The organism is Plantactinospora sp. GCM10030261, assembly GCF_042666615.1.
In the GTDB taxonomy this organism is placed as follows: Bacteria; Actinomycetota; Actinomycetes; order Mycobacteriales; family Micromonosporaceae; genus KBS50.
The window spans coordinates 26,917-49,272 of sequence record NZ_JBHTDD010000012.1; the positions used below are offsets into that span (position 1 = coordinate 26,917).

A 22,356-nucleotide genomic window follows, 5' to 3' on the forward strand; every position below is an offset into this window, starting at 1 on the left:
CGCTCAGCCGTGCAGCGCGCGGACCCAGCGACCCAGCAGGTACCCGGCGCCGGTGTTACGGCGCAGGCCGAGCGGTTGGGCGCCGGCTGACCCGTCGAACCGTAGGGTGCTGACCAGCAGCCGGCCGGTCCCGTAGGGCAACTCGACGGCGTAGTCGTGCACCGCCGCGGTCCGGGTGTCCACCCGGCGCAACAGCGGGCGGGCGCCGGCCGGCGCCGCGGTGGAGTCCAGTGCCAGATCCGTCGAGCAGCCGGCGAACTGCAGGTCGGTCCACCCGTCATGGGGAAAGTCGTCCCACGCCTCGTGCGGCTCGATGACTTTCACCGCCTCCCGCCAGAACGGCATCGGCTCCACCGGCAACGGCGGCTCGGGCGTGGCGCGGTCGACAAGCAGCACGGCCCGGCCACCGGCGGCGACCGCCTCCCGCAGCGCCGCGGTCCAGGTGGTCGCCACGGTGACCGCGCCCGGCGTGCCCACGCCGACCACCTCCGCACCGAGTGCCGCCAGATCAGCGAGCCGGCCGGCCGGATCCACCATCGCCACCGGACCGGCGTCCGGCCAGGACGAACCAGGCAGGAACCAGAGCGGCCACTCGTTGGTGGTGACCTGGGATCCGCAGGTGACCCGCACCCGTAGCGTCGCCCGACGCGGTCGCAGGACCGCCGGTGCGCGGAACTCGGCCACCCCCAACCCGGTCACCGCTCCGGCGGGTGCCTCCGCGACAAGCGTCCCGCTGGCGAACGGAGCCGCCCCGCCCAGCGCCACCTCCCATTGCGCCCGACCGGTGTCGCCGGCCGCCCCGTGATGCGCCAGCACGACGTGTGGCCGGACGGTCGCTCCCGCCGGGTAACACCAGGTGTCCCACGGCGCCGGCCGGTCACCGCCGGCCACCCAGGCCCGCCTGCGGTCCCAGCCGAGGGTGACGACGAGATCGCCGTTGAACGCCGCGAAGGCGGCCGGATCGACCTTGAGGCGACCCAGGTCGTCCCAGAGCCCGGCGGTGCTGATCGGCGTGTCCCGCTCGCCGGTTATCACATATCCCGAGGTCTCCGGCCGGGCCCGCACCGCCTCCAGGGTCACCTTGCGGTGCAGCACCGCCTGCCGGTAGGAGATCCGTTCCAGCTCGGCGCCGCGGTCGGCGAACGGGCCAGCGCGCAGTCGCTCGTCCTGGTGGGGCACGTCGTACTGCCAGCGGGCACCCTGCGGGTTCACGGCCGGGTCGGCGCTGGTCCACCACGGGTCCCGACCGTCCTCGGTGCCGGCCAGCCGGCGCAGGTCGCGGAAGGTGTCCAGGTCGCAGAACTCGCCGAAGAGCCACGGCCGGGGCGCCCGCCAGGCGGGCGCGAAATGGTCCAGGGTGGCCCCGAAGAACGCCGGCTCGCAATAGAAGTGATGGTCGTCGAAGTCGGCGAACTCGTCGAGCAGCCCGCCGTACGCCTCCCCGGAGCCGCTGTTGTCGCGGACCAGGCCGTCGTGCGTCCACCGCTTGACCGCGTCGTAGAGCGGGCCGAGCAGGTCGGGTCCGATCGCCGCGGTCAGCTCGCAGCCCAGCGTCCAGAGGACGACGGACGGATGGTTGGCGGCCGCCCGCACCAGCCGTTCGGCCTCGGCGAACAGCTGCCGGCGGAAATGCTCGGTCGGCTTGGGCAGCCACATCGGCAACTCGACCCAGAGCACCATGCCCAACTCGTCGGCCAGGTCGAAGTAGTACTCCGGGGGAAACCACAGGCAGAGCTTCACCCCGTTGAAACCGAGCCGGCGCAGCTCGGTCAGGTCGGCGCGGACTTGGTCCGGCCCCGGGTCGGGATACAACCGGTCCGGATACCAGCCCCAGGACAGCGCCATCCGGGGATACAGCGGCTCGTCGTTGAGCCGCAGCGCCGAGCCGTGGGCGCTCAGCGTACGCAGGCCGATCCGCAGCTCCCGCTCGTCGCCGTCGTCCACCCGGAGCCGGAGGGTGTACCGGTCCGGGCTCCGCGGCGACCACGGTCGCGGCTCGGGGACGGTGAGGTCGAACGCCAGCCCGCCGTCCGGCCCGGACTCCCGGTGCCCGGTCAGTACGGTGTGCCCGTCCGGATCCAGCACCGTGACGGTGCCTCCGGCCGGTGCGGTCAACTCGGCGCGCACCGACAGCCGGCCGTCCGCGTCCCCGTGCACGTCCAGGTCACGGATCGCCGCCGCGCCGGTGACCAGCAGCTCCACCGGCCGCCACAGGCCGCCGTGGCTGTGTCCCCAGACGTAGGGAAGGAAACCGGCAAGCGTCTCGGTGACCGGATACGCGCCGGGCACCGGTGCCGAATCCGGTCCGCCGGTCAGGCTCGCCGGCTTGGTCACCCGCACGGTCACCACGCTGGACCGGCCCGGGGTGACGAGGTCGGTCACGTCCAGCTCGAACGCGTCCCACATGCCGACGTGCCGGCCGGCCTCCCGCCCGTCGACGCTTACCTCGCAGGCGTAGCTGACCGCGCCGAACCGCAGCCGCAGCCGCCGGCCGGTCGTCTCGGCGGGCACGGCGAGCGTGGTGCGGTAGGTCACCGGCCCGGGGTGGTCGAGCGGCACGCCGGTCTGCTCCCAGCAACCCGGCACCGGCACCGGACGCCAGGGCCCGCCGGGACCCTCGGCACCGGGGCCGTCGTCGACCCGGCACTCCCACGGGCCCACCGGATAGCGGCCGATCAGGTCAGTGGCCATGTCGCCTCCTCCCCCCAGGCCAGATCGGTGCCCCGGCCGTCCACCTCGACATGGACCCCGTCGTCGGTGGGTCGCAGCGAGACCGGCACCGGCCGGCCCGAACAGGTCAGCCGCACGTCGTACCGGCGGCCGGGGACGCGCAGGTCGGCCGGCAGGTTGGGGCGCACGGCGAGCCGGTCACCGGTCACCCGGATGCCGGCCAGCACGCCGAGTACCAGGTGCACGCCGAACGCCCCCCAGCCGTACCCCTCGCCGCCGCAGCGGCCGGACAGCGGCCAGTACTCGCAGGCGATACCGGGCAGCGTCCGGCCCTCGTCGTGGGTCCGGGCGTCCCAGAACCGGTACGCCCGGTCGACGATCGCGCCGGCGGTGGCGGCGGCGGTATCCCACTCCCCCACGGCGCCGGCCGCGTCGATGGCCGTCCAGGCGAACATCGGCCAGACCAGCGTGTCCGGGTCCACCGCCCGCACCGCCGGGCGCACCGCGTCCGCCTGCTCGGCACCGGCCAGCCCGAGCGTCAGTGGCGCCCACAGCATCACGTCGTCCACCTCGGTGCCGGCGCCGGTGCGCGCGTCCATGTCGGCGTACCGGCGACCGGTCCACAGCAGCGCGACCCGGTCGGCGTGCTCGGCCGCCAGCGCCCGCCAGCCCGGCACGTCCCGTTCCCGGCCGAGCAGGCCGGCGAACCCGGCCATGGTGGCGGCGGCGTGTGCCACGGCGGCGTGCAGGTCGACCGGACGCAGGTGGTGGGTGGGGTGCCCGCCGCCGAGCGGTTGGTCGCCGAAGCGGGGCGACAGGTCCTGACCGGACTCCCAACTGCACGCGTGCACGAGCCAGCCGTCGGCGTCGGTGCGGTGTGCCGCCCACCAGTCCAGGTACGCGGACAGGTGCGGATACAGGGCGTCCAGCCAGTCCCGGTCGGGCCGCCGGTCGTACAGCCGTTGGACCACCAGCCACGGATATCCCCACTGGGGGCCGGTGCCGCACGCGCTGCCGTCGGCGGAGACCATGTTGAGCGTGCCGTCCTCCCGGGAGCAGGGCACGTTCGGCGCGAGCGCGTCGACGAACGTGCCGAGCAGCATCCGCTGTGCCGTCGCCGGGTCCGCCCAGCCGAGCAGCAGGGCGTCGATCGCCGCCTCGCCGAGCACCACCCGGGGCGCCTGCACCTGCATGGCGTCCCACTGCCGGGTGTAGACGCCCACCGGCCGCTTGACCATCATCCGCAGGGTTTCGAGGTCGTACACCAGGCCGCGCCGCCAATGGTCGGGCCAGTCACCGCCCAATCGGGGCGCGGTCGTCCAGAACCGGTCGTCGTCGGCGACATGGGCGGCGTACGCGACCGGGAGGTCGGCGCGGGCCCGGTCCAGCCGGTCGCGCGCCTCCCGTTCGGTGCGGCCCCGGGCGAGCAGCACCGTGAGGTCATGATCACCGGCCGGGTACTCGACCAGCCCGGACAGTTCGACCGTCTGGCCGGTGCCGCCGAGCACGGTGACCCGGTCGTCGGTGTCCGCGGGAACGCCGCCGGTCACCCAGTCGGCGGCGTCCGCCGCGGACCCGGTCACCGCCGCGACCGGTTCCGGTCCGCCCGCCGCGGCCGGCGCCGTCCAGAGCACGAAGACCTCGCCGTCCTCGAAGCCCTGCAGCACCAGTCCGGTGCCGGTGCGGCGGCCGACCAGGCCGGACTCGCCCCAGCCCAGGTCCGCCGAGACCTGCCGCCGGTAGTCGGCCCGCACGGTGAGCCGCCAGCCGGCCCGACCGGTCACCCGGGCGGCCAGCACGTCCTCGCCGACCAGGTGGAACCGGGCGGTCACCGTACCCGCCGGGTGCCGGGCCACGACCTCCATCAGGTTCTTCGAGTGGTACGGCGACCGGGTGCCGGTGAAGTCCGCGAGCGCGAGGGCGCCGTCCACCGCGATGCGCAGCCCGGCCCGGTACGTCTCGCGCCGGCCGCCGTACCCGGTGCCGAGCGCGGGATAGTGCCAGCGGAACCCGACGTCGTGCGATCGGAGCACGCCGCGCGGGGTGAGCCTGCGGGTGTGGCCGGGCACGTCGAGGTAGCCGTGCGGGGTGTAGTCGTCGACCGGGAAAGCCGCCGTCATCCGCTCAGCCCTTCACGCCGGTGAGCGAGATACCGGCCACGAAGTACCGCTGCGCGAACAGGTAGACCCCGATCACGGGGAGCAGCGACACCACCGAGGCGGCCATCATCAGCGGCCAGTTGGGTTGCTCGTACGCCGATGAGGTCACGTTGAAGTACGCGAGCCCCAGTTCGACCGTGCGCATCTCCTCGTCCCGGGCGATCAGCAGCGGCCACAGCAGGTCGTTCCAGGTGCCCATGAAGGCGAACACCGCGACCGTGGCCAGCGCCGGCTTGACCAGCGGCAGGAAGATGCGGAAGAACACCATCCACTCGCTGGCCCCGTCGATGCGGGCGGCGTCCTGGTAGTCGCGCGGAATGGTGAGAAACGCCTGGCGCAGCAGGAAGATGCCGAACGCGCTGGAGATGCCGGGCACGATCAGGCCCTGGTAGGTGTTGACCCAGTCCAGCTTGAACACGATGAGGAACAACGGGATCATCGTGACCTGGAACGGGATCATCATGGTGGCCAGGAACAACACGAAGATCTGCTTGCTGCCCCGGAAGTTCAGCCGGGCGAAGCCGTACGCCGCGGTGGCGCAGAACGCGACCTGCCCGACCACGGTGAGCACCGTGACCACCGTGCTGTTGAAGAAGTACCTGCCGAACGGGGCGAGGGTGAACAGCTCCTCGTAGTTCGTGAAGTCGAGCGCGTCGGGCAGGATCTGCGGTGGGTAGGAGAACGTCGACCCGGACGGCCGGAACGAGGTGCTCAGCATCCACATGAACGGCACCAGCATGAACGCGCCGACCAGGCCCAGGATGGCGTACATCGGGACGTTGCGCAGCGCCCTGGTCAGGGTCTTTCGCCGGGACATCGGGTTTCTCCTCGCGGTTGCGCGGCCGGGTCAGATGAGGTTCTGGTCGCCGCGCCGGCGGACGAACCACAACTGGATGAGCGTCACCAGGAAGATCACCGCGAACAGCACCCACGCCTGCGCCGAGGCGTACCCCATCGCGAACTCCTCGAAGGCGCGCTGGTAGATGTGGTAGACGGCGACGTCGGTGGAGCCGAGCGGGCCACCCTCGGTGATGACGTACATCGGGGTGAAGACCTGGAACCCGGCGATCGCGCCGGTGATCACCAGGAAGATGGTGGTGGGGGCCAGCAGCGGCAGGGTGACGTGCCAGAACTGTCGCCACTTGCCGGCGCCGTCGATCTCCGCGGCCTCCAGCAGCTCCCGGGGTACGGCCTGCAGGCCGGCCAGCCAGATCACCATGCTGAAGCCGGCGCTCTTCCAGGTGGAGATGACGACGATGGCGAACATCGCCCAGTTCGGGTCGTCCAACCAGTTCTGCTTGGGAAGGTGGAGCACCTCGAATACGTAGTTCACGACCCCCGCGTCCGGCGACAACAGGGTGATCCAGATGACCGAGACCGCCACCCAGGAGGTGATGACCGGCATGAAGAACACCGCGCGGAACACGTTCATCCCGCGCAGCTTGCGGTTCACCACCAGGGCGAGGGCCAGGCTGACGGCCATCCCGAGCGGCACCGACAGCAGGGTGAAGTACGCCGTGTTGCGCATGGCGTGCCAGAACGGGGAGTCGTCCAGCAGGGCCCGGTAGTTCTCCAGGCCGACGAAGGGCGCGCTGAGGAAGCTCGGCGAGGTCCACTCGTGGAACGACAGGTACAGGCTGAACCCGATCGGCACCAGCGCGAACAGCAACAGGTGGAGGGTGGCCGGCGCGATGAACAGGTAGCCGGCCCGCTCGCTGGTGCGGCGGCGACGCCCGGCGGCACGCCCGTCCCGACGGGGAGCGGGCGTGCCTGCCTCGGTGGTCCGCGACGCGGTGCCGAGCGTGCTCATCGCGCCTTCAGTTCCCGGTTGACAAGCTCGACCGTCTTGGCGACCTGCTCCTGGACCGACGCGCCGCGCAGGATCTGCTCCATCATCCCGTCCAGGCCCTTCTCGATCGTCGGGTACGCGCCGATCTTCGAGCCGTACGGCGGCCGGCCCTGGCTGGTCGCGTCCACGAACACCTTGTCCAGCTCCGGGAACTTGGCGTTGTCCGAGGTGAGTGACTCCTCGGCCGCCGTCTTGTTGGCCGAGATGGCGATGCCGGTGATGGCCTTGGTGTCCTGGTAGCCACGGTCGGTGGCGGCGGCGACGAACGTCGCGGCGGCCTTGATCTTCGCCTCCGGCAGGTCGTGCCGGAGCACGAAGCTGGACTCGTAGAGGGCGGTCGCCTCCTCGGTCCTCCTGGGCTGCGGGGCGACCGCGACGAGTTCCTTCTGGTATCCCTTGGCGCCGGTGAGTCCGACGAGCGACCAGTGACCGCTGTCGAACATGGCGAACTTGCCCTCGATGAACAGGTCGTTGAAGTTGGCCGCGTTTGTCAGCTTCTCCAGGGTCGACGGCGGCGGCGCGACCTTGTGCTTGAGCACGAGGTCGGCGTACCACCCGATGGCCTCGACGGCGGCCGGGGCGTCCAGGAAGCCGGTGGCGGTGGTGCCGTCCGGCGAGATGACGTCGCCGCCGTTCTGCCAGATCCGGTAGACCCACTGGTACGCGTACTGGCTGAGCCGGTAGCCCCACTGGACCACGTTGCCCTCGTCGAAGGCCGGGTCCAGCCGGTTGCGGCCGGCGGAGTCGATTGTGAGTCTCTGTGCCGCGGCGAGCTGGTCGTCCCAGCTCCAGCCGGGTTGCGGCACCGGTACGTTCGCCTTGGTGAAGACCGCCGGGTTGTAGTAGACGACCATCGGGGTGAAGTCGTTGGGCAGCCCGTGGATGGCGTCGCCCTCGCCTTTGTGGATCTCCAGCACCTGGGGGAAGAACCGGTCGAGGTCCAGCTCGGGCGCCGCCGTGGTGAGCTTGCGCATGTCGAGCAGCAGGTTGCGCTTGACCAGCGGAGCCAGGCTGGACGCGTCCTGCGACCACAGGTCCGGCGCGCTACCCGAGGCCAGGTCGACGATGATCTGTGTGTCGAAGTTCGGCGGCGCCTGGATCGACTGGATCTTGATCTTGGGGTTCTGCTCCTGGAAGTCGGCCAGGAACTTCTTGTACGCCTTGTCGAGCTCGGACCCCTTCTCCTCGGGCGGGACCTCGAAGCCCACCACCGTGAGGGTGACCTCGCCGTCGGCCGACACGTCGTCATCGGAGGAACCGCAGGCCGCCAGGGCGGGGGCGAGCACCGCGACGGCCGCGGTGCCGAAGCCGAAGCGCAGCAGGCCGCGTCGACTCATCCCGCCGGTAGCCGCGCGGACGGGTGTCAGTTTGTCGTTCATGTCGCTCCTGCCGTCGGGGATGTGGTCGGGAGGGGACCGGGACGCAGGCGCCAGGTGGGGGATGCACGGGCGACCCGGAGACGAATTCGCTGGCAGAGGTGCTGGGAGTCAGGGATGGACGCTAACCAGGCCGTTACTGGCACGTCAACGGTTCAAAAGTGAGAAACCAGTTTTTCATCTTGAACTAGTTGGTGCTGGTGGCGGCCCTCTCCACGGTCGCTCGCAGCGGCGTCACGATCGGTTGCGAGGGTCTTGACAACGTCGCGAATTTGGGAATAGTACGAGTCCACAGCGCCACGGATGGTGCTGGCCGATCGCTCGGACCGGTGCGCGGAGATCGACGTGGGCAACGGCGTCGAGTCGTGGAAGCGCACCCAGAGAAGATGCGCAACCGGTTACTCAGTTTCTCAGGAGGTCGTCATGGCGCCGACGATCCGGGACGTCGCCAAGGCCGCGGGCGTCTCGGTGGCGACCGCCTCCAAGGGGCTCAACGGCAAGGGCCGGATGCGTCCAGAGACACGGCAACGCATCGTCGACATCGCCCGCGACATCGGCTTCCGGGCCAACCGCAACGCCAGTTCACTGACCACCGGCCGGACGTTCACCGTCGGGCTGCTCACCAGGGACGGCTACGGCCGGTTCACCCCGCCCCTGCTGGGCGGGGTGGAGGACGCGCTCTCGGTCGACACCGCGAGCCTCATCCTGTGCGACGCCCGCCGCGACGCGGTCCGCGAACGGCACTACGTGGACGCCCTGGTGGCCCGCCGGGTGGACGGTCTGATCGTCACCGGTCGGGCCACCGACCCGGCTCCGCCGCTGCCGCGCACCCTGCCCTTCCCCGTGCTCTACGCGTACACCACCTCGCGGGACGAGGCCGACAGCAGCCTCACGGTGGACGACGAACACGGTGGCTGGCTCGCCGCCCGGCAACTGGTGCGGCAGGGCTGCCGCACCATCGCGCACATCACCGGCCCGGCGTCGTACCTCGCCGTCCGGGAACGGGTCGCCGGGGCCCGGCGGGCCTTCCGGGAGCACGGGCTCGACCTGCCCGACGAGCGCGTCCTGCACGTCGGCTTCAGCGAACGCGCCGGCTACACCGCGGTGGAGCGCCTGCTGGCCAGCACGCCCGGACTGGACGGGATCTTCTGCGGCAGCGACCAGATCGGCCGGGGTGTCGCCGACGCCCTCGGTGCGGCCGGGGTGGCCGTCCCCGGCGACGTCGCCCTGGTCGGCTTCGACAACTGGACGCTGCTCGCCGCCGCCACCCGACCACCGCTCACCTCGGTCGACATGAACCTCTACCGGCTCGGGCGCGCCGCCGGGGAGAGCCTGCTCGCCGCCATCGACGGCGACGCCGAGCCAGGGGTCCGCCGGCTCCCCTGCTCGCTGGCCATCCGTGCCTCCTGCCCCGCTCTACCCGGCGACAGCACCGAGTGGACCCACGACACCCCCCTGGTCCCCGAGGCCTGACCCCCGCCGACCCCGCTCCTGTCCATGGCCGCACCGACCTGTCACCGGCCGTTCCGCACGCCGCCCACCAGCCAGCCGACCCCGCCGCACCCGTCCCGGGCACGGCGCAACCCTCTTCGACGGGAGACCGCATGCCATCCGAGCGTCCCAGCCCGGTCGTCGACACCTCCGCCAGCCCGCACGCCCGGCTCCGGCCGATCGACCTCCGTACCGTCGAGGTGACCGACGCGTTCTGGCGACCCCGGTTGCGGCGCAACCGGGAGGTGACACTTCCCGCGCAGTACGAACAGTGCGAGACCACCGGGGCGCTGCGCAACTTCGAGCGCGCCGCCGACCTCGACGACGGACCATTCAACGGCCGCTACTACTCCGACTCGGACGTGTACAAGTGGATCGAGGCGGCGTCCTGGACCCTCGCCGGGGGCGACTCGCCGGAGCTGGTCGCGCGGCTCGACTCGGTCATCAAGCGGGTCGCCGCGGCTCAGTCCGGCGACGGCTACCTGAACACCTACTTCTCGGTCGACCGGGCCGGTGAACGGTGGACCGATCTGGTGGTACGGCACGAGATGTACTGCGTCGGGCATCTGGTGCAGGCGGCCGTGGCACACCACCGGACCACCGGAGGCCGGGAGCTGCTGGACGTGGCGCTGCGCGCCTGCGCGCACATCTTCGAGCGGTTCACCCCGGACCGGGTGCCCGGCACCTGTGGCCATCCGTGTCTGGAGATGGCGCTCGTCGAGCTGTACCGCGCCACCGGCGAGCGACGCTGGCTGACGCTTGCCACCTGGCAGCTCGACTCGCGCGGCAGGGGCGTGCTGGACGGCAGCGAGTACCTGGTCGACCACGCGCCGGTGCGCCGGCAGACCGAGGTGACCGGGCACGCCGTCCGGGCCCTCTACCTGTACGCCGCGGTGGCCGACGTGGTGCTGGAGACCGGTGACGAGGACCTGCGGCGGACCGTCGACGCCCTGTGGCACGACCTGTCCCGGCACAAGACCTCGGTCACCGGTGGCGTGGGCGCCCGGTGGGACGGCGAGTCGTTCGGCGACGCGTACGAGCTGCCCGACCGGGCGTACAACGAGACCTGCGCGGCCATCGCGCACATCCTGCTGGCCTGGCGCCTGCTGCTGCTCACCGGCGCGGGCGAGTACCGGGACGCGATCGAGACCGCGCTCCACAACGGGGTGCTCTGCGGCCTGTCCCTGGACGGCACCGAGTTCTTCTACCAGAACCCGCTCGCCGACGCGGGCCGGCACCGGCGCCAGGAGTGGTTCAGCTGCGCCTGCTGCCCGCCGAACATCGCCCGGCTGCTCGCCTCGCTGCCCGGTTACCTCTACACCGCCTCCGACGAGGGGTTGTGGATCCAGCTCTACATCGGCAACCGGGCCGACCTACGGCTGGCCGACGGCACCGCGGTGCGGCTCGAACTCGCCACCGACCTGCCCTGGGAGGGCGCCGTGTCGGTCACGGTGACCCCCGAGCAGCCGGCCGAGTTCACGCTGTTCCTGCCGGTGCCGGCGTGGGCCGAGGAACGGCCGGTGATCCGGATCGGCGGCGAGATCGTCGAGGCCGACCACCGGGACGGCTACCTGGCGGTCCGGCGGACCTGGGCGCCGGGCGACACGGTCGAACTGACCCTCGCCACCCCGGTGCGACCCCTGGTCACCCACCCGCGGGCGGCGCAGACCCACCACCGGGTCGCCGTCACGCGGGGACCGATCGTCTACTGCCTGGAGCAGGTGGACCACCCGGACACCCCCGTCGCCGACATCCGGCTCACCGGCGCCGAGGACTGGCGCCCGGCGCGTCGGACCGACCTGCTGGGCGACGTGACCACGCTTACCACCTCCGCGCGGGTGCTGTCCGAGCCGGACGGCCCCGAAGGGGCGGGTCCGCCGCACCGGCGATGGTCCGGCGCGGCGACCGCGACGACCGACGTCACCGTCACCGCGGTGCCCTACTTCGCCTGGGCCAACCGCGAACCCGGTCCGATGCGCGTATTCCTGCCGCTCAACTGAGCCCGGAAGGAGGCCCGGGCGCTCACGGCGATCCGCGCGACACGTCACCGATCACGGCGACGGCCTCGTGGATCTGGGTCGGGGTGCTCGCCGCGTACCCCAGCACCAGGCCCGGCGGGTACGGGCGCTGGGCGTGCCAGGACAGCGGCTGCACCTTCACCCCACGGTCCAGGCAACCGGCCGCGACATCCACATCGGAGCCGGGTCGGTCGAAGGTGATCGTGAGGTGCAGGCCGGCCGCGGCGCCGTGCACCGTGGCGCCCGGCAGACACTCCTGGATCGCCGTCACCATGGCGTCCCGCCGGCGGACGTGCCGCTGCCGGAGGAACCGCAGATGCCGGTCCAGGTCGCCGGAGTGCATCAGCTCGGCCAGCACGAGCTGGGGCAGCGCGGCGTTGCCGAGGTCCGCGTTCCGCTTCGCGGCCACCACGGCGTCCTGGAATCGCGGTGGTGGCAGCAGCCATCCGATCCGCAGGGCGGGTGCGAGCAGCTTGGAGACGCTGCCGACATAGCAGCCGCGGTCGGCCAGCAGGGAGCGCAGGGCGGGCACCGGTGGCCGGTCGTACCGGTGCTCGGCGTCGTAGTCGTCCTCGATGACCAGGCCGCCGGTGTCTGTCCAGCGGGTCAACTGGCGACGCCGGTCGCCGCCGAGCACCACACCGGTCGGGAACTGGTGCGCGGGCGTGACCATCACGGCGGGATGCCCGGCCGCCACCAGATCCTCGACCACGAGCCCGGCACTGTCGACGGGCACCGGCGGGGTGGCCATGCCCCAGTTGTTCAGGTGCTGCCGGACCCCCAGCGAGCCCGGATCCTCCACCGCGACGGTGTCCGCCCCTTCCGCCCGCAACACCTGCGCGAGCAACCCGAGCGCCTGGGACACGCCGGCGACCACGACCACCGCCGCCGGATCAACGCGGATTCCCCGGGTCCGGGCCAGCCGGTCGGCCACCGCCAGCCGCAGTGCGGTCGCGCCGCGCGGATCCCCGTACCCGAAATCGGTCGGTTGCAGCCGGCGCAACACCGCGCGTTCCGCGCGGAGCCAGGCCGCGCGGGGAAAGGCGGCCAGGTCCGGTACGCCGGGCGTCAGGTCGATCCGGGCCGGCGCGGTCCGCAGGACATCGAAGACGTCGAGCCGGTGTGGGGCGGCGAACGGCGGGTCCGAGGCCGGTGGCCACGGTGCGGGAGCCGGCCCGGCCGGCGACCGGAACGGTGTCGGCGGCGCGGAGGGCGCCGATGGCCTCGGCGGCGTTGCCACCACCACCGTGCCCGCCCGTCCGCGACCGGCCACCTGGCCGTCTTCGATCAGCCGCTGGTACGCCTCGGTGACGACGCCACGGGAGACGCGTAGGTCGACGGCGAGCGTCCGGCTGGCCGGCAGTCGGCTGCCCACCGGAAGCCGGCCGTCCGCGATGGCGTCCCGGAGCCGGTCGGTGAGCCACGCGGCCCGTCCGCCCGGCGGGGCGTCGTCGATGGACAGGTGGAGGAAGTCGGACCCGCCGGTCGCGGTGCCGCCCGGAGCCCGTCCCTCGCTCCCACCGGTCGTCCGTTCTTTGGCTCTGTCACGTGGGCGTAATTTGGCCCTGTCCATGGGGCCATTATGGCCGCAGACTCGGCCTTGTCGCAGTGGCGTGCCCCCGAGGAGCCTCCAGTGAGCCTGACCTTCCTGATCACCACGTTGATCGTGGTGGCGACGCCCGGCACCGGCGTCGTCTACACCCTGGCCGCCGGCCTGTCCCGGGGCCGGCGGTCGAGCGTCGTCGCCGCCCTGGGGTGCACGCTCGGCATCGTCCCGCACGTGCTGGCCACCGTCACCGGACTCGCCGCGGTGCTGCACGCCAGCGCGGTGGCGTTCCAGGTGGTGAAGTTCCTCGGCGTGGCCTACCTGATCTACCTGGCCTGGACGACGCTGCGGGACCGGAGCACGCTCTCGCTGGACGGTGCGGCCGCGCCGGGCTCGGCCGTCCGGGTCATCACGCGGGCCATTCTGATCAACATCCTGAATCCCAAGCTGACCATGTTCTTCCTGGCCTTTCTGCCCCAGTTCGTGGATCCCGCCGCGGCCGGGGCGGTGCCCCGGATGCTGCTCCTGAGCGGTGTCTTCATGCTTGTCACGTTCGTCGTCTTCGCCGGATACGGGATCTTCGCCGCCGCCGTCCGGCACCGGGTGGTCGGGCGTCCCCGGGTTTTGCGCTGGATGCGCGGCAGCTTCGCCGTCACCTTCCTGGCCCTCGGCGCCCGGCTCGCGCTGACCAACCGATGAGCGGACCTGCCGCCATCGGGCCCGTTCACGGCAGCGGGCGACAGCCAGCGAACCCACCGTGCTCCGCGAGCACGTCCAGGGTCAACGCGGCGGTCCAGCCGAACGCCGGGGAGCCGAGACCGGCGCCGGTGTCCGGATGGAAGTACTCGTGACAGCCGGACCGGCGGACCAGGTCCAGCATGGATTCCCGGAGGCCGGCGGCGAGCGTCGTCTCGCCGTGCTCGCGCAGCCCCTGCCAGATCAGCCAGTTGATGTTCATCCAGCTCGGCCCGCGCCAGTAGCGAAGCGGCTCGAAATCGGCGGCCGTACGGTCGTGGCTGGGCAGCGGCCGGGACATCCGCGCGGTCAGCCCGAACCGCTCGGACGTCGCCTCGGCCAGTATCGTCCGCACCTGCTCGGCGGGCAGGCCGGGCAGCAGGATCGGGGTCAGGCCGAGCACGGTGCGGGCCGGCACGAGCCGGCCGGTCCGCAGGTCGCGTGGCCGGAAGGTGCCGGCGACCGGGTCGTACAGGCGCTCCACGATGGCATCGGTGATCCGGGCGGCGCGGTCCCGGTGCGGACCGGAGTCCTCGCCCAGCACCCCGGCGATCCCGGCCAGAGCCAGTTCGGCAGCCGCGCGCACCGCGTTGAACAGCGGGCACTCCACCAGGAACGGTTGGCGGCCAGCCAGGTCGTCGTCGGCGTAACCGCGGTCCCGGTACGCCGCCACCAGCGCCAGGTAGCGGGCGTAGTCGAGGTCCGTCGGCCGGTGGCTGTCCGCGACGAACCGGGTGTCGTGCCGCCGGTACGCCCGCATCACCGCCGGATCGGCGTCGACCGCCGCCATCGGCGCGTCCCACGCGGGGCTGTTGTCCAGGCCGGACTCCCACGGATGGACGACCGAGGCCAGGCCGCCACCGCCGACGTCCCGCCGCCGGGCGAGGTACCGCTGCTGGGCGACCAGTCGTGGATAGAGCGCCCGCAGCCGGTGCGTCGCGTCGACGGCGCCAGCGCCGGATCGGCCGGTCGCGATCTGGTGGACCCGCCACGCCGCCAGCGCGTGCACCGGCGGCTGCACGATGCCCGAGGTGGCCCCGGACGGAGGGCCGGCGGCCAGTGGCGACGCCCACATGTCGGGGCCCGGGAAGTAGTCACCCGGACGCAGCCGGGGGTTGAACACGATGTGCGGCACCCGACCGTCGGGCCACTGGGCGGCGAACAGCGTGTCGAGTTCCCGCCAGGCGCGCGCCGGGTCCAGGTGGGCCAGGCCGATCGCGATGAACGCGGAGTCCCAACTCCACTGGTGCGGATACAGGGTGCGCGAGGGCACCGTGTGGTCGTACTCCCAGTTGGCGTCCAGCGTCTCGACGGCGACCCGCCAGGTCGCGCGGTCGGCGGCGTCGAGATCAACGGCGGCGACGTCGACGCCGGCGGCGGCCTCCGTCACGCCGGTTGTCGGACCGGCCTCGGCGGTCACGCCGGCACCACCGGCGCGGATGTCACCGAGTCACGCGCCGACCGGGCCGGCGCCGGTGCCGCAGATCGCCCCTGGGCCAGGGCTCGCCGGAGCACCCCGACCGCCGAACGCAACGCGGTCGCCGGCTCTCCCCGCAGCCGGCACTCGATGGCGACACAACCCGCGTACCCGATGTCGGTGAGCGTGCCCAGCAGCGCCGGCCAGTCCAGATGGCCGGCGCCCGGCTGGAACCGGTTGGAGTCGCTGGCCTGGACGTGCCCGAGGTACGGTGCCGCGTCCCGCAACGCCTGGCACGGATCGTCCTCCTCCACGTTCATGTGGTAAAAGTCGGCGGCCACCCGGACCGAGGGCAGACCCACCGCCCGGCACAGCTCCACGGCCTGGTCCAACCGGTTGACCATGTGGTCCTCGTACCGGTTGAGGGGTTCGAGGAACACCGCGACCCCCTCCCGGAGCGCGTGCTCCCCCAGTTCGCCGAGCGTGTCGACGAGCACCGCCCGGTCCCCCGCCGGGGATCGGGGCGGTTCGAAGGGCGGCAGCCGCCGGGAGAACATCCCCCACGCGGCCGGCGTGGTCACCCCGAGACCGCCGAGTTCGGCGATCACCGTCAGTTGGGAACGCAGGTTGCGTACCGCGTCCCGGGACCGGTCGGGATCGAAGTCGCCGATGAAGTGGTCCATCTCCACGCACACGGTCGGCATCCGGACACCGTCCGCCCGGGCTCGCCGGAGTTCGGGAAGCCGGCCGGCGAGGGCCAGGTCCCCCCGGCCGCGCAACTCGATGCCGTCGAACCCGAGGTCGGCCGCGACGGCGGCCCGGTCCGCCAGGGTCTCCCCCGGCAGCAGGTGTTCCTGGCAGGTCAGCATGACGCTCATGGGTCGAACCTCAGGACTACTTGGAGGGCGTCCGGATCACCCCGGTCCAGCAGGGCCAGCGCGTCACCGGCGGCCGCGGCGTCGACGACGTGGCTGACCAGCGGTAACGGGTCGACGGCCTGTTCGGCCACGAGGTCCATGAAGGTGCGGGCGAGCCGGGCGGCGGTCCACCGGCCGGCGCTGTACGGCAGCGGCGACGGTCCGGACACCTGGGCCGGCACCACCTGGACCCGGTTGTGGTGGAACTCCTCGCCGAGCGCGAGACCCACGGCGTCGCCCTGGTAGAAGCCGGCCGCGACGACCCGGCCGGCCGGCGCCGTGGCGCGGATCGCCTCGTGCAACGCCGGGTACGCCCCGGACAGTTCCAGGCACACGTCCGCGCCCAGTCCGTCGGTGACGCCGCGCAACACCTCGGCGGCGGAGGCGGTGCGCCCGTCCACGGTCAGCCGGGCACCGTACCGCAGGGCGAAACTGAGCCGATGCGGCTGCTGGTCCACGGCGACCACCCGGGCCCCGGACAGCGCGGCGAGCCGGGTGGCGAGCAGACCGATGACGCCCTGCCCGAAGACGCCCACCCACTCGCCGACGTGCAGGTCTCCGGCGAGGACGGCGGTGAGCGCGATCGCTCCGGGGCGGGCGAATACGCCGGCGAGCGGGTTGAGTCCGGGCGGCAGCGGGGTCACCGCGTCGGCCGCCAGCACCGCCTCGGTCCGGTGTCCCCACATCCCCCAGACCAGGTCGCCCGGGCGGCGCAGCACCACGTCGGGCGCCACCTCCACCACCTCGCCGACCTCCTCGTACCCGAAGCCACTGACCGGGTACGCGGGGCCGACCGATCGGTCGACGAAGAGCCGGTGCTCGTTGTCCCACACCTTCGTGAGCCGAGGGTTGCTGCCCCGGTAGAGGGTCAGCTCGGTGCCGGCGGATATGCCGGAGTAACGAGTCCGGACCCGGATCTGACCGACGTCCACGCGTTGCGATTCGCCTGGCGCCAGCAGCACCTCCCGGGGCCCGGTCAGGCAGACAACCGAGTTCTCCATGTGCCACATCCCGTTAAGAGGGGTTTTATCGTATGTGGAATGCCATCCCGCTTGCAGTCGTGAACTGGTCAGTGTTAGATCCGCTCACGACTACTGAGAGGAGCCGGCGATGACACGCTCGGCGCGGGGGGTGCTTGGCTCGGTCATGGCTCTGGTCCTGGCAGCGACAGGGCTGACGGCGTGCGGTGACGACGGAGGCGACGGCGATTCGGCGATCACGGTGTGGAGCCTGGAGGACGTCGCCGACCGGATCGAGAAGACCAAGGCGATCATCACGGAGTTCACCGCCAAGACCGGGGTGAAGGTGGAACTGGTCCCGGTGAGCGAGGACCAGTTCCCGTCGTTGATCGCGTCCAACGCGGCCGCCGGCGATCTGCCCGATGTGGTGGGTTCGGTGTCGCTGGCCGGTATCCAGACCCTGGCCGGCAACGAGTTGCTGCATCCGGAGGCCAACGGCCAGGTCGTGGAGTCGCTGGGCCGGGACACCTTCTCCGCCCGGGCACTCGAGCTGACCAGCTCCGACGGTAAGCAGCTCTCGGTGCCCAGCGACGGCTGGGGGCAGCTGCTGGTCTACCGCAAGGACCTGTTCGCCGCGGCCGGACTGCCGGCCCCGGACACGTACGAGAAGATCACCGCCGCGGCGGCCGCGCTCAACAAGGACGGTGTCGCGGGGATCACCGCCGCCACCGCGCCCGGCGACGTCTTCACCCAGCAGACGTTCGAACACCTCGCGCTGGCAAACAACTGCCAGCTCACCGACGACTCCGGGGCGGTCAAACTGAACTCACCCGAGTGTGTCGAGGCGTTCGATTTCTTCGGCGACCTGATGTCGACGTACTCGGTGAAGGGGGCGCAGGACGTCGACACGACCCGGGCCACCTACTTCGCCGGGAAGGCGGCCATGCTCATCTGGTCGCCGTTCGTCCTCGACGAACTCGCCGGGTTGCGCAACGACGCGAAGCCGACCTGCCCGCAGTGCGCGCAGGACCCGACGTTCCTGGCCAAGAACAGCGACTTCGTCACCGCGATCAAGGGCCCGAAGGGCACCGAACCGGCCCAGTACGGCGAGATCAGCTCGTGGGCGGTGCTGGACGGTGCCGACGACGATCCGGCCAAGCAGTTCGTCGAGTACATGCTTTCTGACGGCTACGCCCAGTGGTTCGGCATCGCGCCGGAGGGCAAGTTCCCGGTGCGCAAGGGCACCAAGGAGGACGCGCGGAAGTTCCTCACCGCGTGGGACGGCAGCCAGGCCGGGGTGGACGCGCGCAAGCCGCTGTCCGAGGTGTACGGCCCACCGGTGCTGGAGACCCTGCGGACCAGCCCGGACACGTTCCAGCGGTGGGGCCTGCCGCAGGGCCAGGGAAAGCTGGTCGGGGCGATCCTGGGCGAGCTGCCGGTGCCGAAGGCGCTGGCCGATGTCGTCTCCGGCAAGTCCAGCGCCGACGCGGCCGCCGCGCGGGCGCAGAAGGAGGTCGAGTCGGTCAAGGCGGGTCTCTAGATGACCACCACCGAGTCGCGTTCCGGGGGGCCGGCCACCACCGGTCGGTCCCCCCGCTCCCCCCGCCCCCGGCGTCCGCTGACGCTGCGTCGGCGGGAGTCCCGCGAGGGCATCGCGCTTGTCACCCCGACCGTGTTGATTATCCTGCTGGTCGTCGCGATCCCGATCGTGTGGACCATCGTGTTCGCCTTCCAGCGGGTCCGGCTGGCCACCCTGCGCAAGACCGGGCTGTTTGGCGCCGAGTTCACGATGGCGAACTTCGAGCGGGTGTTCAACACCCCCGGCTTCCTCGACACCCTGTGGACCACAGTCGTCTACAGCGTGGCCAGCACCGTCGGTTCGATCGTGATCGGCCTGGTCGCCGCGCTGGTGGTGCGGGACCCGTTCCGTGGGCGGACGGTGGTCCGCGCCTCGATGCTGCTGCCGTACGTGGCGCCCGTCGTCGCGATGACCTTCGTCTGGCAGGTGATGCTGGACCCGCAGCTCGGCGTGGTCAACAACTGGGGGACCCGGTTCCTCGGCTGGGCCGAGCCGATCCCGTTCCTGTCCCAGGAGTCGACCGCTCTGTGGACCGTGATCGCCTTCGAGTCGTGGCGGTACTTCCCGTTCGCCTTCCTGTTCCTGCTGGCCCGGCTGCAGGCGGTGCCCCGGGAGCTGACCGAGGCGTCGACGGTGGACGGCGCCACCCCCACCCAGCGCTTCCGGCACATCCTGCTGCCGCAGCTGATGCCGGTGATCGCCCTGATCGGTCTGCTGCGGTTCATCATGACCTTCAACAAGTTCGACGACGTCTACCTGCTGACCGGGGGCGCGGCCGGCACTGAGGTGGTAAGCGTCCGGGTCTACAACTTCCTCAGCGCCCGCACCGACGTCGGTGCGGCCGCCGCCCAGGCGGTCGTGCTCGCCGTGGTGCTGGTCGTGGCGGTGCTGCTGTACCTGCGTTTCTTCGCCAGCCGGAGGACGGACTGATGGACCGCGACCGGATCGAGACTCAGACCCTCAGGTACCTGCGCTGGTTGGCCATCGTGGTGTTCCTGTTGGTCACCCTGTTTCCCTTCTACTACATGCTGGTGCTCTCGGTGCGGCCGATCGAGCGGGTGCTGCTGGAGCCCGGCAGTCTGCTGGTGCCGCTCAAGGAGCTGACCGTCTCGACGTACCAGGAGGTCCTGACCTCCCGCGAGAACGGCGGCCAGGGTTTCCTGTCCTTCATCGCCAACAGCGCCATCGTGGCCGTCTCGGCGGCGGTGCTGGCCCTGGTCATCTCGATCCCGGGCGCGTACGCGGTGTCCCGGTTGCGGTTCTTCGGCCGCCGGAAGGTCGAGTTCTTCTTCCTCGCGGTGTACCTCTTCCCGTCGATCGTCATCGCGATCCCGCTGTTCGTGGTGTTCACCCGGGCCGGCCTGCGGGGTTCGCTGCTGGGGCTGGTGCTTGTCTACATCTCGCAGACCGTGCCGGTGTCGGTCTACATGTTGAAGAACTACTTCGAGACCATCCCGGTGAGCCTGGAGGAGTCCGCGGCGATCGACGGCGCCGGCCGGCTGGGCATCATCCGGCGGATCAGCCTGCCGCTGGCGGCGCCGTCGGTGATGGCCGTCGCGCTGTACGACTTCATGATCGCCTGGAACGAGTACCTGTTCGCCCTGTTGTTCATGGTGGACCGGCCGAACCGGTGGACGGTGTCGCTGGGACTGGCGCAGCTCGCCGACGGGGTGGAGGTGCCGAAGACCATCCTGATGGCCGGCTCGGTGCTGCTCACCCTGCCGATCGTCCTGCTGTTCTTCGCCTCCGAACGGCTGTTGACCGAGGGCCTCACCGCCGGCGCGGAGAAGGGATGACGCGGCCGCGCGCGGCGGTGGTCCGGGCCGGGTTGGCCGGCCTGGACCGCCGCGCCGCGGTGGTGTGGGGGTTGTTCGCCGTCGTGGCCGTCGTCTCGTCGGTGCTGGTGCTCCGCCGCCCGCCCGGCGACCGCCTGGCCGACCTGCACATCTACTACGGTGCGGCGGAGACCGTCGCCGCCGGCCGGCCGTTGTACGCCTACGCGGCGGAGAATGGTGGCCCGTTCACCTACCCGCCGTTCGCGGTGCTGCTGCTGGGCCCGATGACGGCGGTGTCCGAGCCGGTGTTGCGGGTGCTCTGGTTGACGTTGACCTGCGCCGCCATCGCCGCCATCGCGATCGCGGTGGGCGGCAGGCCGGGCGGTCGGTGGGACGGCGGCGCGGGCGGGGCCCGGGTGGCGCCGCGCCACCGGCAGCTCGTCGTCGCGGTCGTGGCCTGCGCCGTGCTGGTGTCCGCACCGGCGCAGAGCAACCTGCGGTTCGGCCAGGTGAGCGTCTTCATCGTGCTGCTCGCCCTGGTCGACGGGGTGGGGCTGACCCCGGCCCGGTACCGGGGCGTGCTGGTGGGCATCGCGGCGGCGGTGAAGCTGACCCCGCTGCTGTTCGTGGTCTGGTTCCTGCTGTCCGGCCGGTGGCGGGACGCCGGTCGGGCCGTCGCGGCGTTCGTCGGGTGTGCGGCGCTGGGGGCCGCCGTGCTGCCGGTGGACAGTTGGACCTACTGGACCGGCACCATGCTGCGGACCTCCCGGATCGGTGACCTGGCGTCGCTGGGCAACCAGTCGGTGCACGGCATGCTGCTGCGGGCCGGCGTGCCGCCGGACACCCTGCCGTTGCTCTGGGCCGGTCTGGTCGCGGTCGTCTGCGGCACGGCGTTGCTCCGCGCCCGCCGGATGTGGCTGACCGGGCAGCCGGTGGGCGCGGTGGTGCTGGTGGGCTGCGCGACGGTGGCGGCCTCACCGGTGTCCTGGACGCACCATCAACTGTGGACCGTGCTTGCCGCCATGCTGATGGTCGCCGCCCGAGGGCTGCTCCGCCGGATCGCGGGCGGCCTGCTGCTTTTGGCGATGGTGGTGTCGCTGGGTGCTCTGCTCAGCGCGGTGTCGACGTATCCCGGCTGGCAGTTCGTACTGGAGAACGCCCGCACGCTCGGCGTGCTGGCGACCTGCCTGCTCGGCGTGGGCGCGATCACCGCGGTCGGCGCGGCGACCGGCGAGCGGGTCGGCGCGGTGACTATCGACCGGGTCGGCGCGGCTCCGGTCGGCGCACCGGGCGGTCCGGGGGGCGGCGCCGCGCGGCCGTCGCGGCGGCGGGTCCGGCTGCGGGTGGCCACCACGGTCGCGGCGGCGCTCGCCTGTGTCGCGGTGCTGCCGCTGCCGGCGGCCGCTGATCCCACCTTCAAGGCGTACGACCGGAGCTACCTGGACAAGCCGCGCTACTTCTTCTACTGCGGCTCCCGGGCCGGCTGCCCGGCGCCGCCGCCCGGGGACGTGGTGCTGTTCGGCACCGCCCGGGAACGGACCAAGGTGCGGGTGAACGGGGTGGCGACCGCCGGTGTCGCCCGCCTGGAGTACCGGTCGGCGCCCGGTGGCGGTTCCCGCGAGATCCCGCTGCTGGAGATCGGGTCGGGGCTGCGGGCGTTCTCGTTCCGCAGCGCCACCATGGCGCACGGACAGCTCACCGCGTACGCCACCGACGATCGGGTGCTGGCGACGTACACCGACGAGCTGCCCTGACCTGGCCGCATCCGCCAGCTGCCCGATTCACGCCGCCCGGATCCGGCGCCTGTTGGCCCCCTTTGCGCTGCTGTAGCGGACGCAACAGCGGGTGTCCGATTATCGGACACC

The 22,356-nt window shown here is 71.9% G+C and carries 16 protein-coding genes; 7 read left to right on the forward strand and 9 right to left on the reverse strand.

Going from position 1 to position 22,356, the window contains the following annotated elements; all coding sequences use genetic code 11:
• Positions 1-3: 3 nt before the first annotated feature.
• Genes ACFQUZ_RS16055 through ACFQUZ_RS16075 form a run of 5 tightly spaced genes read right to left on the reverse strand, consistent with a single transcriptional unit; the run spans position 4 to position 8,057 of the window.
• Complete coding sequence (locus ACFQUZ_RS16055) at positions 4-2,691, reverse strand: sugar-binding domain-containing protein (protein ID WP_377442831.1); 2,688 nt, start codon at positions 2,689-2,691, stop codon at positions 4-6.
• Positions 2,676-4,790 (reverse strand): hypothetical protein, encoded by a 2,115-nt coding sequence (locus ACFQUZ_RS16060; RefSeq protein ID WP_377442833.1) that lies wholly within the window; start codon positions 4,788-4,790, stop codon positions 2,676-2,678. The genes ACFQUZ_RS16055 and ACFQUZ_RS16060 overlap by 16 nt, the downstream gene beginning before the upstream one ends.
• 4 nt (positions 4,791-4,794) lie before the next feature.
• Positions 4,795-5,646 carry a carbohydrate ABC transporter permease gene (locus tag ACFQUZ_RS16065; RefSeq protein ID WP_377442835.1) on the reverse strand — a complete coding sequence of 284 codons (852 nt, stop codon included), beginning with the start codon at positions 5,644-5,646 and terminating at the stop codon, positions 4,795-4,797.
• A gap of 30 nt (positions 5,647-5,676) precedes the next feature.
• Positions 5,677-6,639 (reverse strand): carbohydrate ABC transporter permease, encoded by a 963-nt coding sequence (locus tag ACFQUZ_RS16070; protein ID WP_377442837.1) that lies wholly within the window; start codon positions 6,637-6,639, stop codon positions 5,677-5,679.
• Positions 6,636-8,057 (reverse strand): extracellular solute-binding protein, encoded by a 1,422-nt coding sequence (locus tag ACFQUZ_RS16075; protein ID WP_377442839.1) that lies wholly within the window; start codon positions 8,055-8,057, stop codon positions 6,636-6,638. The genes ACFQUZ_RS16070 and ACFQUZ_RS16075 overlap by 4 nt, the downstream gene beginning before the upstream one ends.
• Positions 8,058-8,477: 420 nt before the next feature.
• Here ACFQUZ_RS16075 and ACFQUZ_RS16080 point away from each other — a divergent pair, with 420 nt between their 5' ends.
• Positions 8,478-9,527 (forward strand): LacI family DNA-binding transcriptional regulator, encoded by a 1,050-nt coding sequence (locus tag ACFQUZ_RS16080; protein WP_377442841.1) that lies wholly within the window; start codon positions 8,478-8,480, stop codon positions 9,525-9,527.
• Positions 9,528-9,658: 131 nt separating this feature from the next.
• On the forward strand, positions 9,659-11,545 hold the full coding sequence (locus ACFQUZ_RS16085) for a glycoside hydrolase family 127 protein (protein ID WP_377442843.1): 1,887 nt from the start codon (positions 9,659-9,661) through the stop codon (positions 11,543-11,545).
• A gap of 22 nt (positions 11,546-11,567) precedes the next feature.
• On the opposite strand, the gene ACFQUZ_RS16090 is transcribed toward ACFQUZ_RS16085, so the two are convergent.
• The gene (locus tag ACFQUZ_RS16090) at positions 11,568-13,136 is read right to left on the reverse strand and encodes a PLP-dependent aminotransferase family protein (RefSeq protein ID WP_377442845.1); all 1,569 of its coding nucleotides are present in this window, start codon (positions 13,134-13,136) and stop codon (positions 11,568-11,570) included.
• 60 nt (positions 13,137-13,196) lie between these two features.
• Here ACFQUZ_RS16090 and ACFQUZ_RS16095 point away from each other — a divergent pair, with 60 nt between their 5' ends.
• Positions 13,197-13,808, forward strand: a complete 612-nt coding sequence (locus ACFQUZ_RS16095) for a LysE family translocator (protein WP_377442847.1) — start codon at positions 13,197-13,199, stop codon at positions 13,806-13,808.
• A gap of 25 nt (positions 13,809-13,833) precedes the next feature.
• On the opposite strand, the gene ACFQUZ_RS16100 is transcribed toward ACFQUZ_RS16095, so the two are convergent.
• Genes ACFQUZ_RS16100 through ACFQUZ_RS16110 form a run of 3 tightly spaced genes read right to left on the reverse strand, consistent with a single transcriptional unit; the run spans position 13,834 to position 17,179 of the window.
• Positions 13,834-15,264 (reverse strand): hypothetical protein, encoded by a 1,431-nt coding sequence (locus tag ACFQUZ_RS16100; protein ID WP_377442849.1) that lies wholly within the window; start codon positions 15,262-15,264, stop codon positions 13,834-13,836.
• A complete protein-coding gene (locus ACFQUZ_RS16105) occupies positions 15,261-16,139 on the reverse strand; it encodes a sugar phosphate isomerase/epimerase family protein (RefSeq protein ID WP_377442851.1) in 879 nt (292 codons plus the stop codon). The genes ACFQUZ_RS16100 and ACFQUZ_RS16105 overlap by 4 nt, the downstream gene beginning before the upstream one ends.
• Positions 16,136-17,179 (reverse strand): zinc-binding alcohol dehydrogenase, encoded by a 1,044-nt coding sequence (locus tag ACFQUZ_RS16110; protein WP_377442852.1) that lies wholly within the window; start codon positions 17,177-17,179, stop codon positions 16,136-16,138. Before ACFQUZ_RS16110 ends, ACFQUZ_RS16105 begins: the two co-directional genes overlap by 4 nt.
• A 109-nt stretch (positions 17,180-17,288) precedes the next feature.
• On the opposite strand from ACFQUZ_RS16110, the gene ACFQUZ_RS16115 reads away from it, so the two are divergent.
• From ACFQUZ_RS16115 to ACFQUZ_RS16130, 4 genes are read left to right on the forward strand one after another with little or no spacing between them, the layout of a single operon-like run.
• The gene (locus tag ACFQUZ_RS16115) at positions 17,289-18,677 is read left to right on the forward strand and encodes an ABC transporter substrate-binding protein (RefSeq protein WP_377442853.1); all 1,389 of its coding nucleotides are present in this window, start codon (positions 17,289-17,291) and stop codon (positions 18,675-18,677) included.
• On the forward strand, positions 18,678-19,646 hold the full coding sequence (locus tag ACFQUZ_RS16120) for a carbohydrate ABC transporter permease (protein WP_377442856.1): 969 nt from the start codon (positions 18,678-18,680) through the stop codon (positions 19,644-19,646).
• Positions 19,646-20,512 (forward strand): carbohydrate ABC transporter permease, encoded by an 867-nt coding sequence (locus ACFQUZ_RS16125; protein WP_377442858.1) that lies wholly within the window; start codon positions 19,646-19,648, stop codon positions 20,510-20,512. Before ACFQUZ_RS16120 ends, ACFQUZ_RS16125 begins: the two co-directional genes overlap by 1 nt.
• A complete protein-coding gene (locus ACFQUZ_RS16130) occupies positions 20,509-22,245 on the forward strand; it encodes a glycosyltransferase 87 family protein (protein WP_377442860.1) in 1,737 nt (578 codons plus the stop codon). The genes ACFQUZ_RS16125 and ACFQUZ_RS16130 overlap by 4 nt, the downstream gene beginning before the upstream one ends.
• Positions 22,246-22,356: the final 111 nt, after the last annotated feature.

Coding starts and splice junctions, on each gene's coding strand:
- ACFQUZ_RS16055 (WP_377442831.1), bottom strand. CDS start 2,691: ATGGCCACTGACCTGATCGGCCGCTATCCGGTGGGCCCGTGGGAGTGC.
- ACFQUZ_RS16060 (WP_377442833.1), bottom strand. CDS start 4,790: ATGACGGCGGCTTTCCCGGTCGACGACTACACCCCGCACGGCTACCTC.
- ACFQUZ_RS16065 (WP_377442835.1), bottom strand. CDS start 5,646: ATGTCCCGGCGAAAGACCCTGACCAGGGCGCTGCGCAACGTCCCGATG.
- ACFQUZ_RS16070 (WP_377442837.1), bottom strand. CDS start 6,639: ATGAGCACGCTCGGCACCGCGTCGCGGACCACCGAGGCAGGCACGCCC.
- ACFQUZ_RS16075 (WP_377442839.1), bottom strand. CDS start 8,057: ATGAACGACAAACTGACACCCGTCCGCGCGGCTACCGGCGGGATGAGT.
- ACFQUZ_RS16080 (WP_377442841.1), top strand. CDS start 8,478: ATGGCGCCGACGATCCGGGACGTCGCCAAGGCCGCGGGCGTCTCGGTG.
- ACFQUZ_RS16085 (WP_377442843.1), top strand. CDS start 9,659: ATGCCATCCGAGCGTCCCAGCCCGGTCGTCGACACCTCCGCCAGCCCG.
- ACFQUZ_RS16090 (WP_377442845.1), bottom strand. CDS start 13,136: ATGGACAGGGCCAAATTACGCCCACGTGACAGAGCCAAAGAACGGACG.
- ACFQUZ_RS16105 (WP_377442851.1), bottom strand. CDS start 16,139: ATGAGCGTCATGCTGACCTGCCAGGAACACCTGCTGCCGGGGGAGACC.
- ACFQUZ_RS16110 (WP_377442852.1), bottom strand. CDS start 17,179: ATGGAGAACTCGGTTGTCTGCCTGACCGGGCCCCGGGAGGTGCTGCTG.
- ACFQUZ_RS16115 (WP_377442853.1), top strand. CDS start 17,289: ATGACACGCTCGGCGCGGGGGGTGCTTGGCTCGGTCATGGCTCTGGTC.
- ACFQUZ_RS16120 (WP_377442856.1), top strand. CDS start 18,678: ATGACCACCACCGAGTCGCGTTCCGGGGGGCCGGCCACCACCGGTCGG.
- ACFQUZ_RS16125 (WP_377442858.1), top strand. CDS start 19,646: ATGGACCGCGACCGGATCGAGACTCAGACCCTCAGGTACCTGCGCTGG.
- ACFQUZ_RS16130 (WP_377442860.1), top strand. CDS start 20,509: ATGACGCGGCCGCGCGCGGCGGTGGTCCGGGCCGGGTTGGCCGGCCTG.